Raw genomic sequence first — 14,834 nt, 5'->3', positions numbered from 1 at the left:
GATCGGCGTTTCAGGCCGTCAGGTGCTTCGCGCGGGCGGTGAGGCGTTCCCAGTTGCGGTGGCCGATGTCGGCCTTCTGCTCATCGGTGAACGGCGAGGTCTCCAGGAAGGAGCGGGCTTGGCCGTTGCTGGTGTCGACGTAGGGGAAGCCGCCGGGGCGGAAACCGTAGGTGAAGGGGTAGTCGGTGGAGTACAGCATCCGGTCGGTTCCCATCACTTCGGCGGTCCAGCGCAGGTAGCGGGGGCTGTTGGTGCCACTGCCGGCGACCCAGAAGTTCTGCTTGAAGTAGTCCGTCAGGGGCTGCCGCAGACCGCCTGCCTCACCGAAGAAGCCGGTGTGGTCGAGGTAGAACATCACCACTTCGCCCCAGTGTCCGGCGATCACCTGCAGGTCGGGGAACCGGTCGAAGACACCCGAGAAGATCATGCGCAGGTACTGGATGCCGAGGTCGTAGTACCAGCCGAGTCCGGCGCCGGCCAGCACGGGGCCCATGGGCTCGGGGAGGTGGGAGTAGTAGGCGTCGATGACGGGCTGGACCGGCGTCTGCGGATGGAAGTGCAGCGGCACGGCGAGCCGCTCGGCCATCGCGTACAGCTCGTCGTTGTCCGGGTGGTCGGCCGGCTTGTCCCCGGTGCGTCCGTACAGCATGGCCCCGGGAAAGCCCAGCTCGACCACCGCGCGCTCCAGCTCGGCCGCGGCCGCAGCCGGCGACTGAGTGGGAATCGCGGCGAACGCCTGGAAGCGATCGGGCCTGGAGGCAACGATCGCGGCAAGCTGGTCATTGGCCTCGCGCGCCACCATCACGGCGTCGGCCTCGGGCAGGTCCTGCACACCCGGAGATGACAGGGACAGCACGGCGACGTCGATGCCCTGGTCGTCCATGTGGGCCAGCCGCTGCTCTCCGACCTCGTGCAGGTTCTTCGCTATCGGGCTGTCCCCGAACCCGCGCGAGAAGACCTGGGGCGACCCGACCCGCCGGTACGCCTCGTAGACGGCCGGTACGACGACGGTTTCTTCCACCCCGATGATCCGCAGACGGTCGGACATGACGGTTCTCCTCGCGCTGATGTTTCCACTGAAACCCATAAAGTGACATCGACGATACTATCGATGACACCACGATACGGAGAACGTTGATACCCATGCCGCTGCGAGGAGGCTATCGTTGGTCCATGCCTGTTGAACCGACCCTCACTCGGCGCGCCGCGGAGCCCGGTACCGCCGCACGGGAGCAGACGCGCCGCCGGATCATCGAGGCCGCGACCGGCCTGCTGGAGAGCGGAGGTCGCGACGCGGTCACCACCCGGGCGGTCGCCGACGCGGCCGGACTGCAGCCGCCGGCCCTGTACCGGCTGTTCGGCGACAAGAAGGGGCTGCTGGACGCGGTGGCCGAGCACGGCTTCACCCGGTTCCTCGCAGCCAAGCAACAGATCGAACCCACACCGCAGGACCCGGTCAAGGAGCTGCGCGACGGCTGGGACACCGTGGTCGAGTTCGGAGTGACCAACCCCGCGCTGTACGCCCTGATGTACGGCGAACCCGCGCGGTCCACGACCATGTTCCGGATCGGCCTCGAACACCTCATGGACCGCATTCGCCGCATCGCCGGTGCGGGGCTTCTGCGCCTGGAAGAGGGGCTCGCGGCCCAGATCGTCCACGCCACCGCCAGCGGCGCCATCCTGACCTGGCTGTCCCTCCCCGAGCCCGAGCGCGACCCCGCACTCCTTGCCGCCCTGCGCAAATCCATGATCGCCACCATCACCACTCAGGAACCGGCTGTGGAGGAACCGGGGCCGGGCGGCGCCGCCCGCGCCCTGCACGCAGCACTGCCCGGCCAGAAGGCCCTCAGCCAGGCCGAACAGCACCTTCTGGCGGAATGGCTCCAGCGACTGTCCGCATGACGGGCCCCGCGCACGGCGTCAAGTCCGCGATCATCGACGTGGTGGCCACCGCTGCCGCTCACGGCTGACTTCCGCAGCCCCGGTCCAGACGCCGGAGGCGCGCGCTCGGCCGAGCAGGATCAGGTCGCGGTGCACCATCGGGTCGAGCCGAGCGGTGCCGCCGCCCGGTTCTCGTGCCCCGGCCTGGAGCGGGCGGCCGCGTCGATGCACTTCGCCGTCCGGAGCGCTTCAGTGCCTGCACACCGGACTCCGACGTACGGCTTCCACTCTTTGCAGATCGTTTCTCGTCGGGTGGGAGATCGTTCTGCGCGATCGGCGGCCGTTCGGCGGCGGACGCGTCCCGGTGCGGGCGGCGGACGCCGCCCGCACCGGTGCCGGCTCACGCGGAATGGGACAGGATCTGGGTCAGGACCCACACGGCCCACGCCAGGGGGATCAGGGCCAGGTAGGCGAGCGGCCGCCGCAGGACGGGCGGACCCGTGTCGAGGTGGGTGCGGCCCGGGACGGGCTCGGACGGTGCGAGCCCGCGGTACTTGAGGTACGCGACCAGGTTCCACACCAGGGTGAGGGGGTTGACGATGACCAGGGAGAGCGGCCCCCACCAGCCGAGGATGAGGGTCCGGTAGGTCATCTGCCGGACGACGGCCAGGCCGCAGTCCCGGCAGAACGGCCCGTCCAGGTGCTCGAACTTCATCATGATGAGGATGCCGGTGTGGGCTCTGACCTTGAAGTCGACGGCGGTCCGGCCGCCGCACGCGCGGCAGACCGCGGGCGGGGCCTGACCTGCTGGAACCGGGGGTCCGTAACCGGGGGCCGCGGCGGCGGGGTTGCCCCAGGGCTGCGGGTGGCCCTGGCCGCCGGAAGCCGCGTACGGGGTGCCGGTCGCGGGGCCGTGGCCGGCCGGGTGGTGCGGTGTTGCCATGGTGGAACGATTCTCCAAGTCTGCTCGTGGTACGTGGCCTGGGACGAGCCGACCGCGGAACTCGGTTCCACCCGACGGGCCGTGACGGTTCACGAGGGGCCGAGCCGGCACAGCGCGGCGGCGGTCAGCGCGCGGACTGCGGCCGGCAGGGCGGTCCGGGCGTCCGGGGCGAAGTCCGGCGCGTGGTTGGCGGGGAGGGCCGCCATCTTCTCCGCCGCGGTCGAGCCCGCTGCGCGGGACCAGGCGGCCGGGCCGGCCGTGCCCAGCATCCAGTAGCCGAGCCGGATGCCCCGCTCGCCGTGCACCTCCGCCCCGGCATCGCCGAAGAGGGCGAAGTCCTCCGTGGCGAGCGAGGGCGGCCACATCGCCACCCGCTCCGCCCCGAACTCGGCGGCGTGCGCCTCCCGTACGGCCGCCGTCAGCGCCGGATCCGGGTGGGTGACGGGGGAGGTGGAGATCCGGACGATCTCCGGATCCCGCGGGCAGGCCGCTGCGGCGCACTCGGCGCGCACGATCCGCTCCACGGCCGCGGCGGCCCGGGCCAGCGAGGCCTCGCTCACCGCCCGCACCGTGACGGCCAGTTCCGCGCGGTCCGGGATGACGTTGGCCCGCTCCCCCGCCCGGAAGGAGCCCACGGTCACCGCCACCTGGTCGGCCGGAGCGGCCTCCCGTGCCACCACCGCCTGGAGCCGGGTCACCACGTGCGCCGCCGCCACCACCGGGTCCACGGCGAGGTGCGGAGCTCCGGCGTGCCCGCCGCGGCCGTGCACCACCACCCGGAGCGTGACACTGCCCGCCGTCATGGGCCCGTATCCGTGGGCGACCATGCCGGCCGGCAGCGGCGCCGCGTGCTGGGCCAGGACGTCGTCGGGCCGGCCGCACCGCCGGTAGAGGCCGTCGGCGAGCATCGCCCTGGCCCCCTCCAGCGTCTCCTCGGCCGGCTGCCCGGCCACGACGAGGGTGCCGCGCCAGGCCCGGGGGGTCCGGGCGAGCAGCAGCGCCGTGCCCGCGGCCGCCGCGAGGTGCAGGTCGTGCCCGCAGGCGTGCGCCGCCTCCCCGCGGGCCGCGTACGGCAGTCCGGTCGTCTCCCGGACCGGTAGGGCGTCGAGTTCGGCCCGCAGCAGGACCGTGGGCCCGTCCCCGTTGCGCAGCACGCCGGCCACACCGTGCCCGCCGATGCCGCGCGTGGTCGTGTACCCGGCGGACTCCAGCCTGCCGGCGAAGCGGTCCGCCGTGCGCCGCTCCTCCCCCGACAGCTCCGGATCGTGGTGCAGTTCCAGGTACCAGGCCGTCAGGTCGCGCAGGTGCGCCCCGAGTCGGCTGAGCGGTGCGGCGGGCGGTTCGGGTGCGTGGCCGGTCATGGAGCCATGATCGGACGGCGGGCCGGAGGCGGCCCCGGCAGGGCGCTGACACTTCGTGACAGCGGAGTGTCAGCGCTGCGACGGGTCCGGTGACGGCGGTACCCGCTGTGATGGGAGCAGACCCGGCACGGCGCGACCCCGCGCCGTCCGCCCACCCGAAGGAGCCACCATGCAGAAGTCGCCCCTCGCCTCGCTCGCGGACGAGATCCTGGAGCTGGAGTCCGAGACGTTCGAGATCTCCGACTACTCGGACGCCAGCGAGGTCGTGCTCGCCGGTTCCACGAGCTGCAGCTCCACCTCGACCTGCTCGTCGACCACCAGCACCACCTCCTGCTCCGCCTGACCCGTCGGGCCGCGGACGCGGCGATGCCCCGGCCCCGCATCTGCGGGGGCCGGGGCATCGGCCGTTGCGGCCTCCTACGGGAAGGGGTGCGGGATCCTGCGGACGTCGGCGTCCGCGAGGTCGGCCGTGCGCATCCCCGCCCGCCGGGGCGCGGTGCGCAGCCGTGGCAGGTGGGGGGCGCGCTGCCGGGCCCAGCCGAAGTCGATCGGCAGCAGCCCGGGCACCACGGCGCAGACCGTGTGCAGGCCGATCCGCCGCTGCTCCGGGGTGGTCTGGTCGACGGTGACGACGTCGTGTCCGGCGCGTACCAGCTCGTCCACGACGCACCGCAGATCGTCGCGGAGGTCTCCGGTGCGGGGTCGTCCGTGCTCCGTCCAGGACCGGTAGAGCTCGTCCATCGTGCGTACGGCGAGCGGTTCCCGGTAGGGGCGGACGTGCTCCGCCATCGCGGGCAGCCCGTACAGCTGGGCGTGGTCCTTCAGGTGCAGCACCTTGTCGAAGTCGGCGGCCATCTCCTCCAGTTCGCCGCGCCGCTCCTCGACCTGGCGGGGCAGGTGCGGGATGTAGGTGAGCACCTCCGACAGGGCGGCCTCCACCGCCGCCGCCGGGTCGAGCGCGGCGCCCGCGCCGAAGGAGTACAGCCCGGGGCCGCCGTCGCGGCGCACCGCGAGCCCGGTGACGACCGGGACGGCCAGGTCGATGCGGTTGTCGAAGGCGTGCACGTCGTAGCCCTGGAGCGCGGCCCGGTCGGCCATCGCGCGCACGGCGGTCCCCGGCACGCTCGCCAGGTCGATCTCGGTCAGCCGCAGTCCGCCGTACCAGGCGAGCAGGAACGCGTCCCGCTCCACGAGTTCGAGCAGGGCGCCGAGCAGCGCCTCTTCCTCGCAGCTGCCGATGGCACAGCCGTTGGAGCACTCGAAGACGAAGTTGTCGGCGGCGACGCCGGCGCTGTAGTGCACCAGCCGGGCCGGGACCAGCACGGGGCGGTCGTCGCGCAGCGAGTGCCCGTACACCCACGGGATGGGCCGTTCGGGGTCGAAGGGGGACACCAGCGGGTCGTCCCGGTAGGTCTCGGCCGCGTAGAACCCGCACGCGGCCGGGTCCAGGGCCCGCTCGCCCAGTTCGGCGTACGCGGCGGTGAGCAGGGTCTTGCCGGTGCGGCGGTGGGTTCCGGCGTACCGCTCCAGTCCTTCCAGGTGGGCGAGGTCGCGGCTGGCGGCGAAGCTGTTGGCCTGCCCGCTCCACGTCACGTCCGTCAGTCCCGCGTACCCCCGCATGAAGACGCTGCCCGCAACCGGTGCGGTGGTGGGCGAGGTGACGTTCTGCCAGGTCCCCCCGCCCAGCACCCCCGTCACCGGATTGGCCAGCGCCGCGTACGGCATCGGGTAGGAGGACGCGGCGCGCAGCCGCTGGGCTTCGGGAGCGGGCTTGGGCCTGGAGGTGGGGGTGAAGGGGCGCGGTGCGTCGGCGCCCCGGGGCCCGCAGTCGGGGCACAGCGGATCGGCCAGCAGCGGATACGTCCGTACGCGCAGTGTCTCCAGGTCCAGCCGGGACACCTGGGGCAGGGCCCGGTCGGCGGCCGCACCGGCGGGTGCGGCGACCCGGCCGCCGTGGACCGCCTCGTGCAGGGCGTACACCGCGTCGTGCGCGTACGGGGACAGCCGGGGCCACTCGGAGCCTGTGGGCGTACCCGGCCCGCGGCCGGTCTCCAGCGCGTCGCGCTCGCTCCGGCTGCGCAGCCGCTGGCGGCGCATGGCCAGGCACTGGCCGCACGCCGGTGCGCCGCCGTCTCCGCCCCAGGGGCCGACGAGCACCTCCCGCGCGCTGAGGTGGACGGTGGCCCGGGGCCGGACGGCGGCGAACGGGTCGGCGGCGCGCGGCCCCAGGGCATCGTGCACGCCCAGGGTCACCACGACGGCGCCGAGCGGGACCAGCGCCTCGGCGAGGTCCCGCCGGGCGGATTCGAGGGGTGTCCCGTCGGGGGCGGGCGGACACGGCGGGGTCGTGGTCATGTCCGGTTGCTCCAGCGGAAGGTCTTGAGCCCGATCGCCCCGAACAGGACGGCGAAGCCGAGGAGCGCCGCGCAGCCGGTGCCGATGGCGGCCAGGGATCCGGTGCCGGTGAGCGCGCCGGTCGCCGCGTCGTTGAGGTAGCGCAGCGGCAGGACGCGGGAGACCGACTGCAGCCAGGCCGGCATCATGTCCAACGGCAGGAAGGACCCGGACAGGAACGCCATCGGCACCATCAGGCAGTTGGCGATGGCGGCGACGGCTTCCGGGGTGTTCGCGTAGCTTCCGACGATCACTCCGATGGCGAGGAAGGCGGTGATCCCGAGCAGCAGGGCAGGCAGTACGAGCGGCCAGCGGCCGTCCAGGACCAGTCCGAAGCCGGGGAGCACGGCCACCGCGACGAACACCGCGGCCTGCACTGCGCCCACGGCCAGGGCCAGTACGTACCGCGAGGCGAGCACGGTCGTCAGCGGGGTCGGCGTCAGCCGGATCAGCCTCAGCAGGTCGTCGCGGCGCCACTGCATGAGGGTGAAGGCGATCCCGAAGACGGCCGCGTTGGCGACGCCCCAGGACATCACTCCGGGCGCGATGTATGAAATGTACGGGCGGCCGGTCTCCTCGACGTCCTGGCCGCTGAAGATCAGGCCGAAGACGACCAGGAAGAGCAGCGGGAAGGCGAAGGTGAAGAAGAGGGTTGCCTTGTCCCGGACCTGCGCCCGGTAGCCGGCGGCGGTCAGGGCCGTGTATGCGCTCATGCCTGGTACTCCGTCTGCGGGTGGGGGCCGGCCTGCGGGCCGGGGTGTGCGGCTCCGGTGAGTTCGAGGTAGACGTCCTCCAGCGTCGCCGTGCGGGTCATCACCCCGTCCAGTCCGGTGAGCGCGTCGACGGCCTGGAGCACCTTGCCCGGCGTCGCGGTCTCCAGGACGAGGGAGCCGCCCTGGAGGACGGCCCGGTCCACACCGGGCAGCGCCGCCGCCTCCTCGACACCGAGCCGGCCGACGGGCAGCAGCAGGCGCGAGGGGGCGCCGGCCGCGGTGACCAGCCGGTGCGGCGAGTCGAGGGCGGCGATCCGGCCGCCGACGAGTATCGCGACGCGGTCGCACAGGGCTTCGGCCTCGTCGAGGTGGTGGGTGGTGTAGACGATCGTGCGGCCCTGGCTCTTGAGGGCGCGCAGTACCTCCCACAGGTCGCGGCGGGCCTGCGGGTCCAGGGCGGCCGTCGGTTCGTCGAGGAAAATCAGCTCGGGTTCATGGACGAGTGCGGAGGCGATGGCCAGCCGCTGGCGCTGGCCCCCGGAGAGGTTCTCCACCAGGACGTCGCGCTGCTCGGTGAGTCCGACGCTCTCCAGGGTGCGGTCCGCGGCAGCCGGATCACGCCGGTACAGGCCGGCGACGGTGGCGAGGTGCTCGCGCGCGCTCTGCCGCACGAAGAAGGCCGAGGCCTGGGTCTGTACGCCCATCCGGGGCAGCAGGGCGGTGTTGCGGGGCCAGGGGCTCTGGCCGAGGACGGTGACCGTGCCGCCGTCGGCCTGGCGGAGCCCCTCCATGATCTCGATGAGGGTGGTCTTGCCCGCTCCGTTCGGGCCGAGGAGCCCGAAGAACTCGCCGCGGCGCACCTCGAGGGAGACCCCGTCCACCGCCCGGCGGTCGCCGTAGCGTTTGTGGACGTCCTCAACGGCGATGGCCGGGGAGTCGGGCGGTTGGGTGCTGTCTGTCGTCATGGGTCGTGCGTCCCTCTGTGTCTGTCGTGTGTCTGTCGTGCAGTGGGTTCGGGCCGGGTGGGTTCGGGCTGGGTGGGTTCAGGCGGTGGCGGCGTACCAGACGGCTGTCGTGAGGCCTGCCGCCAGGAGCAGGACGAGGGCGGCGGAGCCGGCGGCGTAGCCGAGGTAGAGCCTCCTGGCGCGCGGCGGATAGGCGGCAGCGGCCGTCCGGTCGCGCATCCGGAGGCGGAGATACCCCCGAACTGGCGGGTGCCAGCCGTGTGACGCGCAGGCCGTGTCCGAGCATCGTGTAACCGTCCAGCGGGGGGCAGGGGGATCAGGTTGACGAGCGCCTGGGCGCTGCCGATGAGCAGCAGTGCGGCGAGGGTGCGCCGGACGGGGTCGTCGCCCGCGGGCAGCAGGGTCCACCAGAGCCAGAACGGCAGCAGGAACAGCAGGTTGGCGAAGGCGCCCGCGGCGGCGACCGCAAGTTGCTGCCGACGCCTCTCCAGGAAACGGTAGTTGTCGACGGTGCAGTACATGATGGCGACGGGCAGCCGCCAGCGCAGCCCGATCTCGCCCACGGTGCCGCCGACATGGCGGGCGGCCACCCCGTGCGCGAACTCGTGCAGGGCCGTGCTCAGCCACATGAGGGTGGCCACCGCCAGCAGCGGGACCGGTTGGCGCAGCAACCAGCCGAAGGAGGAAACGAGTTCGCCGGCGGACCGGACGAGCGCGGTCTCCATGGCGAGGCAGCCGAGCAGCAGGGCGCCGAGCACCGCCGGGTGCAGGAGCGGGCGCAGGACGCGGTGCAGCCGGGCCGTCGTGGCATCGGCGTCCGCGACCAGCCGCAGCGTACCGCGGAGCAGGCCGCCCGTGAGCGGTGGTCCGGCCGGGGCGGGCGCGGGGGGCGGCGGGCCACCGGCGAGCAGCCGGCGGCTGCCGAGGAGGGCCAGCAACTGCTGCCAGTTGGCCTCGCCGAGCCGCCGCCCGAAGGTCCGGCCGTACTCGGTCCCGATCTCCGCCAGGCTGCGGGTGCCGTCGAGCCGGGAGACGAGGAAGTGCTCCTTGGGGCCGATCTCGAACGAGGCCCCCGACACGGGGTCCTTGACCAGGTGGACGGTCGCCGGCCCGGCGAGGAGCGGAGGGGACAGCAGGACCTCCGGGCGCAGGGCGGGCCGGTGGTCCAGCAGCCCGGTCATGTGGCGACCGCCGGGCTGCCGGCCGGGACCTCGCCCTCGCGCAGCACCCGCCCCAGCAGGTGGGCCAGGTACGCCTCGTCGCGGATGGTGACGTGCAGCCGGTTGTTGGTCATGTGCATGTACGGGGAGAGCAGCAGGGGGAGCGCCTCGGCGGGGTCCGTCACCCGTTCGTCGCGGGTGCCGTCCCAGGAGCGGAAGACCAGTTCCCCGTCGGCGGCCAGCGCCTCGGCGCGCTCGCGCAGCTCGTGGCAGTGTTCCGCCCACCCGGCCAGGAAGGCGGGGAGCCGGCCCGTCTCGCCCGAGGCCAGCGCGTCGCGCACGGCGGCGAAACGGCGGCCGAGCCCGGGGGCGGTCTGCCCGTAGGTCCGGTCGTACTCCTGGGAACCGATGAACCCGGTGCCGGGGAAGGCCTGGTGCCAGAACTCGTAGTACCGGTCGAGGTATCCGGCGAGTTCGTCCCGGTCGGGCAGGAAGACGCCCGCCATGACCATCATCAGCTGGGCGGAGGTGCCCAGCAGGACGGTGCGCAGGTGCAGGTTCATGCGGTGCAGCGCGTCGATGACCAGGTCGCTGGAGCGGGCGAAGTGCCATTCGGCGAGTTCGACGCCGGCGGGACCGCCGTACTTCCCGAATTCGGGCTCGTACGGCTCGCGGGAGTACGAGTTGTTCGGGCGCAGGTTCATCCGGCCGTCGGGTCCCATGAAGGCCGCCCGGTCGCCCTCCGGGAACTCGATGTCGAAGAGCGTGTTGTAGAACTCGTTGAGGAATCCGGAGTCGACCTCGTAGAGGGCCGGCCGGGCCCGCAGGAAGGCTGCCACGGCCTCCTCCGCGCGGCGCCGCACCTCGGGTTCCGCCTCCGGAGTGGCCGGGCGCAGCCGCAGCCGCACGTGCGGTCCCTCCAGCCAGTAGTTGATGAAGAAGTGCCCGGCGAGGAGCCCGTCGGCGGTGAGGCCGGCGATCAGCGGCCGGACGCACTGCACCAGCAGCGGCTGCGGGTTGGCGGCGTAGAAGATGTGCAGGGCCTGCCAGGCTCCGCGGGTGTCGCCGGGGGCGCCGGTGGTGGACGGGGTCATCTCGGCCATCGCGTGCCGCCTTCCTGGTCTTCGGGGTCCGTTGCGTGCCGGTGGGTGGTGGTGAAGGTCTCGACGGCCAGTTCGGCGACGTGCGCGCCGTCCGCCGAGCGCACGTGCAGGCCTCCGGGGTCGGGGAGCATCTCCCGGAAGACGACCCGGTGGGCCGGATCGCGCAGCAGGGTCTCGAAGGCCGCGAGCGACAGCAGGCTCGCGAAGTCGACGTAGGTCGGTTTGGCCCCGGCTGCCGACGGGCCGGCCGACACCGTCGCGAACACCTGTTCCGGCAGTCCGTGGGCCCGGCGCCAGCGCTGCCAGTCCAGGAAGTTGCCCGCTTCCAGTGCCCCTCGGACGGGCAGGTCGCCGGCCGCGGTGGTCCAGCTGCGGCGGCTCAGCACGACATCGCCGTGGACCACTCTGGGCCGGGTGGTCACGCTGTCGCGGGCGGGGCCCTCGGGTACGCCGGCCCACACGTCGAGCGGTGACATCGAGGACGGGGACAGCAGCAGGAGCGTGCGCGGGATCGCAGGCAGGGCGAGCGGCACCAGGTAGCCGAGGTAGACGGGGACCACCTCGCGCCCGAGGCTGCGCGACCGCAGCACCACGCGCCCGGTGGCCGGCACGTGTTCGGCGTACAGGTCGTCCAGGTGCAGCTGGTGCTCCGGCGCGAGGGTGCCGCTCTCGCCGGGGCAGACGATCTCGTAGTCGGTCAGCCGGCCGTGCAGGTTCAGGTTGGTGGTGACCGGGCCGCCCGTCACCTCGGCGAGGACCGCGCCGGGCGGGGTGATCCGGTTCGCCGTGGCCCGCAGGGCGTCCGAGAGGCCGGCGCCCGTCCCGTCGTACACGTGGGTGAAGCGGCTGAAGGGGAAGGACAGCCCGCCGTACGAGCGGTTCAGCACGGTCAGCGGCGTGCCGTCGGCCGGGTCGCGGCCGAGCTGGAGGTGGTGGCAGCGCGGCGCGAACGGCGCTGCGATCGGGCCCAGTTCGTCCGCGACCGCCGCGAGGTCCGCCTCGTCGAGACGCAGGACGGCCGCCGTGTCACGGCCGTGCGCGTCCCCGTACGCCGTCCAGGCCCGCCGCATCCGTCCGGTGAAGGCACGGCGCGCCGCGTCCAGGGCGCGGATGCCGGGCAGGCCGAGCCAGTTCTCCTCGGGCACGTACTCGCCGCGTTCGTCGAAGGGTCTGCGCCGGGCGGTGAACGACAGGTACTGGTCGAAGAAGTCCTCGTGGAAGTCGTGCACCAGCCCGAGGAGGTCCTCGCAGCGGCCCCCGGCGCCGTAGCGGGCGGCGAAGAACCCTTCGAAGGTGATCCGCTGGGCCAGTGTGAGGTCGAAGGCGGGCAGGATCCGCTCGACCGACCGCAGCGCGGTCCAGTCGGGCGGCGGGCAGGGCAGTTCAGCGCCGGCGCTCACGTCCTCGTACAGCAGGGTCTGCGGCAGGGCCGCGTCCGGTGCCCCGAGCTCCTCCTGGGCGCGGCGCAGGCCGCTGCGCAGCACCCGCAGCAGTTCGACCCGTTGTGCGCGGTCGGCGGCCGGGTAGCCGGCCAGAGCGGCGGCGGGCGCTTCGAGCAGGGCGGCGAGCCGGTCCGCCCAGGGGCGCTCCAGCGAGGTCAGCGCCTGCCGGAAGGAGCTCAGCGGGTCGCCGCTGTGCACCTGGGTGTCCAGGCGGGGCGCGTGCACCATGCCGAGCTGGAGGAGGGCGGAGACGTACGCCTCGCACTCCTCGGGGCCGGCGGCGTGCTCGGCCGCCAGCCAGTCGGTCAGGTCCCGGTGGCGCAGCTCGGGACGCTCGGCGAACAGGCCGAGGAGCCGCTCCAGGGTGCCGCTGCGGCGCAGGAAGAACAGCCGGTCCTGGACCGCGTCGAAGGTGACGGCGGCCGCGTCGTCGCCCGCCGTGACCGAGCGCCGCACATAGCGGATCCGGTCGTCCTCGTGGCCCCAGCCGGAGGCCAGGCGCAGCGGCAGGTCCCGGCGGCGTTCCGGGTCGGCCTGGATCAGCTCGGCGATCCGGGCGAGGACGACGACGTTGAGCCGTACGCTGCTGCTCCACGCGTCGGCCACCCGCGTCCCGCCCGGTACGCCCCCGCCGGTGCTGTCGGTGAAGCGTCCGGTGGCGACGGCGGTGAGGGTGCTGAACGGGCTCGTCTTGCAGGCCGTGCGGTACACGTAGGACAGCAGGGACCGTTCGGCCTTGCGGGCCCGCCCGTTCGGCGCGTTCCCGGCGCGGGCGTATCCGTCGAGCTGCCCTTCGAGCACCGGTGAGGCCAGCAGCAGCCCGGCGCGCAGCCGCTCGTCGCGGACCAGGCCGCGCAGCGCGGACCGATTGCGGGCCAGGTCCGCGGTGAGCAGTTGCGGCCCTTCGGCCAGCAGTTTGTCCAGCAGGCGGCGCCGGTGCAGCCAGCCTGCCAGGTCTTCGGCGGCGGCCTCGTCCACGGCGGCGACGGCTTCGACGGCGGCTTCCGTCGAGGCGTCGGGCCGGGCCGGCAGCCGGTCGTTGTGGATCTGGCGGCGCAGCTTCAGCAGCGCGCGGCGCCGGGCCGCGCCCGGGCCGTCCGGGGCCGGGTCGGTGGCCCCGACGGCCGCGTGGAGCGCGTCTCCCAGTCGCGCGGCGCCCTGGCGCAGACCGGTCTCGGCGGTGAGGACCTCCTCGGCCCAGCCGCGGGTGCGGTCGGCGCGCAGGACGTCGACCGCGGACAGCGGGAGCCCTGCGACGCGCAGCATGAAGCGGTCGCCCGCGTGCCACTCGGTGGTGTTCATCGTGCCGCTCCCTTCAGGCGATCTCGTGACGGAAGTCGGCCGGCCGGGGACGTTCGTGGCCCAGCAGCATGATCAGCAGGGGAGCCTCGTCGGTGCCGGTCAGGCCCAGCTCCTCGATGTAGGAGATGTTGTCGAAGCCGAGGGCCACCCCGGCGCCCAGGCCGAAGGCCGCGGCCGTGGTGTAGAAGGTCTGGGCGACGGCTCCGACGGTGCCGCCCACGAGCCGGTAGCCGCGGTCGCCGACTCCGTCCAGCACTGCGGTGGTGCGGACCGTCGGGACGAGCACCGCACCGGCCTGCTCCAGGTTGTAGTTGGAGAGGAAGTAGGTGCGCTGCAGGAAGGGGCCGGGCGGTCCTGCCGTGATCAGCCGCAGGGTGTGCGCGGCCGGGTCGTAGGCGTACGCGCCCGGGTCGATGCCCCGGACGTGGTTGACGAAGGCGTACAGCGAGGTGAGGGAGGGGCCGCCGGGGCTCTCGGCCTCGGTCCCGTACCGGGTGGCCGCGCAGTCGGCGAGTGCCGCGGCGAGCTGTTCGGCGGCGACGGGCCGGGAGGCGTCGAAGCGGCCGAAGCTGCTGCGGCGTTCGCGTAGGGCGCGGGGGGCCGGGACCGGCGGCGCGGGGGGCCGGGGCAGCGCCAGCGGTTGCGCGCCGCGGGGCGGGTGGGCGGCCGCCGCGTCCAGCGCTCCGGGCGCCGGGCGGTCGGCGGCCCGCCCCTCGGTGGCCCGGTGGACGCGCCGCAGGGTCTCGAACTCCAGGACACGGCGCGAACGTTCGGCGTCCCGGTGCCGCGTGGTGGCGCCCGTCGCCCCGCCCGCACCGGGCTCGCGCCCGCCCTCCCAGGTCAGCGGGACGACGGCGAAGACGCCCTCCTCCTCGGGGGCCACGCCCAGCAGCCGGGCCAGGCGCTCCTCGTCGAACCACAGCACGGGGTCGATCCGCAGCCCGTACTGCGCCGCCCACAGCCGCCAGGTCTGTACGAGGGCGCCGACGTCCATGCTGACGGCGTGGAAGGAGAAGCTGTTGTACTTGAAGGCGTTCTGCCAGTACTTGACGCCGAGGACGAGGTACTGCGTGGCCCGTCCGGCCGGGCCCGCGCCCGGACCGAGGGCCTCCCGGACGTCGCCGGTGACGTCGCCGGCGAGCAGTCTGCGCAGCCCGTGCTGGTGGGGAGCGTAGTGGTAGAGCCCGGGTGTCAGCGGTCCGCCGGGTCCGGCCGCCCAGTGGACCGTCACCGGGTAGAGGCCGCCGCCCGAGGCGGTACCGCGCGACCAGTTCGCGTGGTGGTAGTGCGGGAGCGCCGCCAGGTCGGTGTTGGCCTGGACCGCGAGGCGCCGGCCGGTCAGCCCGTAGGAGTCCCGCAGCATCCCGGACAGCAGCGGCAGGGTGAAGCCCGGCAGGAGCCCCGGCGGCGTGTGCGGCGGCACCGGTAGGGGGAGCGTCTCGGCATCCGGGTGGAACTTGGCCTTGCGGGGCCGGTCGGCCCAGTCGGGGACGAAGTCGGCGGGCTCCATCGGCACCCGGCCGCGGTGCATGATCTCGTGGGCGTAGACATGGGCGTGGCCCATGGGTCC

The 14,834-nt window shown here is 73.6% G+C and carries 11 protein-coding genes and 1 pseudogene; 2 read left to right on the top strand and 10 right to left on the bottom strand.

Going from position 1 to position 14,834, the window contains the following annotated elements; all coding sequences use genetic code 11:
* Positions 1 to 10: 10 nt before the first annotated feature.
* Complete coding sequence (locus R4Z63_RS30230; protein ID WP_384449204.1) at positions 11 to 1,048, bottom strand: amidohydrolase family protein; 1,038 nt, start codon at positions 1,046 to 1,048, stop codon at positions 11 to 13.
* 125 nt (positions 1,049 to 1,173) lie between these two features.
* On the opposite strand from R4Z63_RS30230, the gene R4Z63_RS30225 reads away from it, so the two are divergent.
* Complete coding sequence (locus R4Z63_RS30225; RefSeq protein WP_384449201.1) at positions 1,174 to 1,902, top strand: TetR/AcrR family transcriptional regulator; 729 nt, start codon at positions 1,174 to 1,176, stop codon at positions 1,900 to 1,902.
* 379 nt (positions 1,903 to 2,281) lie between these two features.
* Here R4Z63_RS30225 and R4Z63_RS30220 read toward each other — a convergent pair whose 3' ends face one another.
* Entirely contained in the window at positions 2,282 to 2,824 is a 543-nt protein-coding gene (locus R4Z63_RS30220) for a hypothetical protein (protein WP_384449198.1), read from the bottom strand.
* A gap of 89 nt (positions 2,825 to 2,913) precedes the next feature.
* Positions 2,914 to 4,185 carry an amidohydrolase gene (locus R4Z63_RS30215; RefSeq protein WP_384449195.1) on the bottom strand — a complete coding sequence of 424 codons (1,272 nt, stop codon included), beginning with the start codon at positions 4,183 to 4,185 and terminating at the stop codon, positions 2,914 to 2,916.
* 169 nt (positions 4,186 to 4,354) lie between these two features.
* Between R4Z63_RS30215 and R4Z63_RS30210 the strand changes: the two genes are divergently transcribed.
* Positions 4,355 to 4,528 carry a thiazolylpeptide-type bacteriocin gene (locus R4Z63_RS30210; protein WP_037917023.1) on the top strand — a complete coding sequence of 58 codons (174 nt, stop codon included), beginning with the start codon at positions 4,355 to 4,357 and terminating at the stop codon, positions 4,526 to 4,528.
* A 74-nt stretch (positions 4,529 to 4,602) separates the two neighbouring features.
* Here R4Z63_RS30210 and R4Z63_RS30205 read toward each other — a convergent pair whose 3' ends face one another.
* The 7 genes and pseudogenes from R4Z63_RS30205 to R4Z63_RS30175 form a co-directional block, all read right to left on the bottom strand.
* Positions 4,603 to 6,540 carry a TOMM precursor leader peptide-binding protein gene (locus R4Z63_RS30205; protein ID WP_384449192.1) on the bottom strand — a complete coding sequence of 646 codons (1,938 nt, stop codon included), beginning with the start codon at positions 6,538 to 6,540 and terminating at the stop codon, positions 4,603 to 4,605.
* Positions 6,537 to 7,292 (bottom strand): ABC transporter permease, encoded by a 756-nt coding sequence (locus tag R4Z63_RS30200; RefSeq protein WP_037917017.1) that lies wholly within the window; start codon positions 7,290 to 7,292, stop codon positions 6,537 to 6,539. The genes R4Z63_RS30205 and R4Z63_RS30200 overlap by 4 nt, the downstream gene beginning before the upstream one ends.
* Positions 7,289 to 8,257 (bottom strand): ABC transporter ATP-binding protein, encoded by a 969-nt coding sequence (locus R4Z63_RS30195; protein ID WP_384449188.1) that lies wholly within the window; start codon positions 8,255 to 8,257, stop codon positions 7,289 to 7,291. The genes R4Z63_RS30200 and R4Z63_RS30195 overlap by 4 nt, the downstream gene beginning before the upstream one ends.
* A gap of 78 nt (positions 8,258 to 8,335) precedes the next feature.
* Positions 8,336 to 9,438, bottom strand: a pseudogene (locus R4Z63_RS30190) (peptidase M50).
* Positions 9,435 to 10,511: a lantibiotic dehydratase C-terminal domain-containing protein gene (locus tag R4Z63_RS30185; protein WP_384449303.1), complete on the bottom strand. Its 1,077-nt coding sequence runs from the start codon at positions 10,509 to 10,511 to the stop codon at positions 9,435 to 9,437. The pseudogene R4Z63_RS30190 and the gene R4Z63_RS30185 overlap by 4 nt, the downstream one beginning before the upstream one ends.
* On the bottom strand, positions 10,508 to 13,264 hold the full coding sequence (locus R4Z63_RS30180; RefSeq protein WP_384449185.1) for a lantibiotic dehydratase: 2,757 nt from the start codon (positions 13,262 to 13,264) through the stop codon (positions 10,508 to 10,510). The genes R4Z63_RS30185 and R4Z63_RS30180 overlap by 4 nt, the downstream gene beginning before the upstream one ends.
* A 13-nt stretch (positions 13,265 to 13,277) precedes the next feature.
* Positions 13,278 to 14,828, bottom strand: a complete 1,551-nt coding sequence (locus tag R4Z63_RS30175; RefSeq protein WP_037917005.1) for a SagB family peptide dehydrogenase — start codon at positions 14,826 to 14,828, stop codon at positions 13,278 to 13,280.
* Positions 14,829 to 14,834 lie beyond the last annotated feature (6 nt).

It is taken from the genome of Streptomyces sp. PL-29 (assembly GCF_058344425.1).
This window is presented reverse-complemented; position numbering and strand designations above follow the sequence as displayed.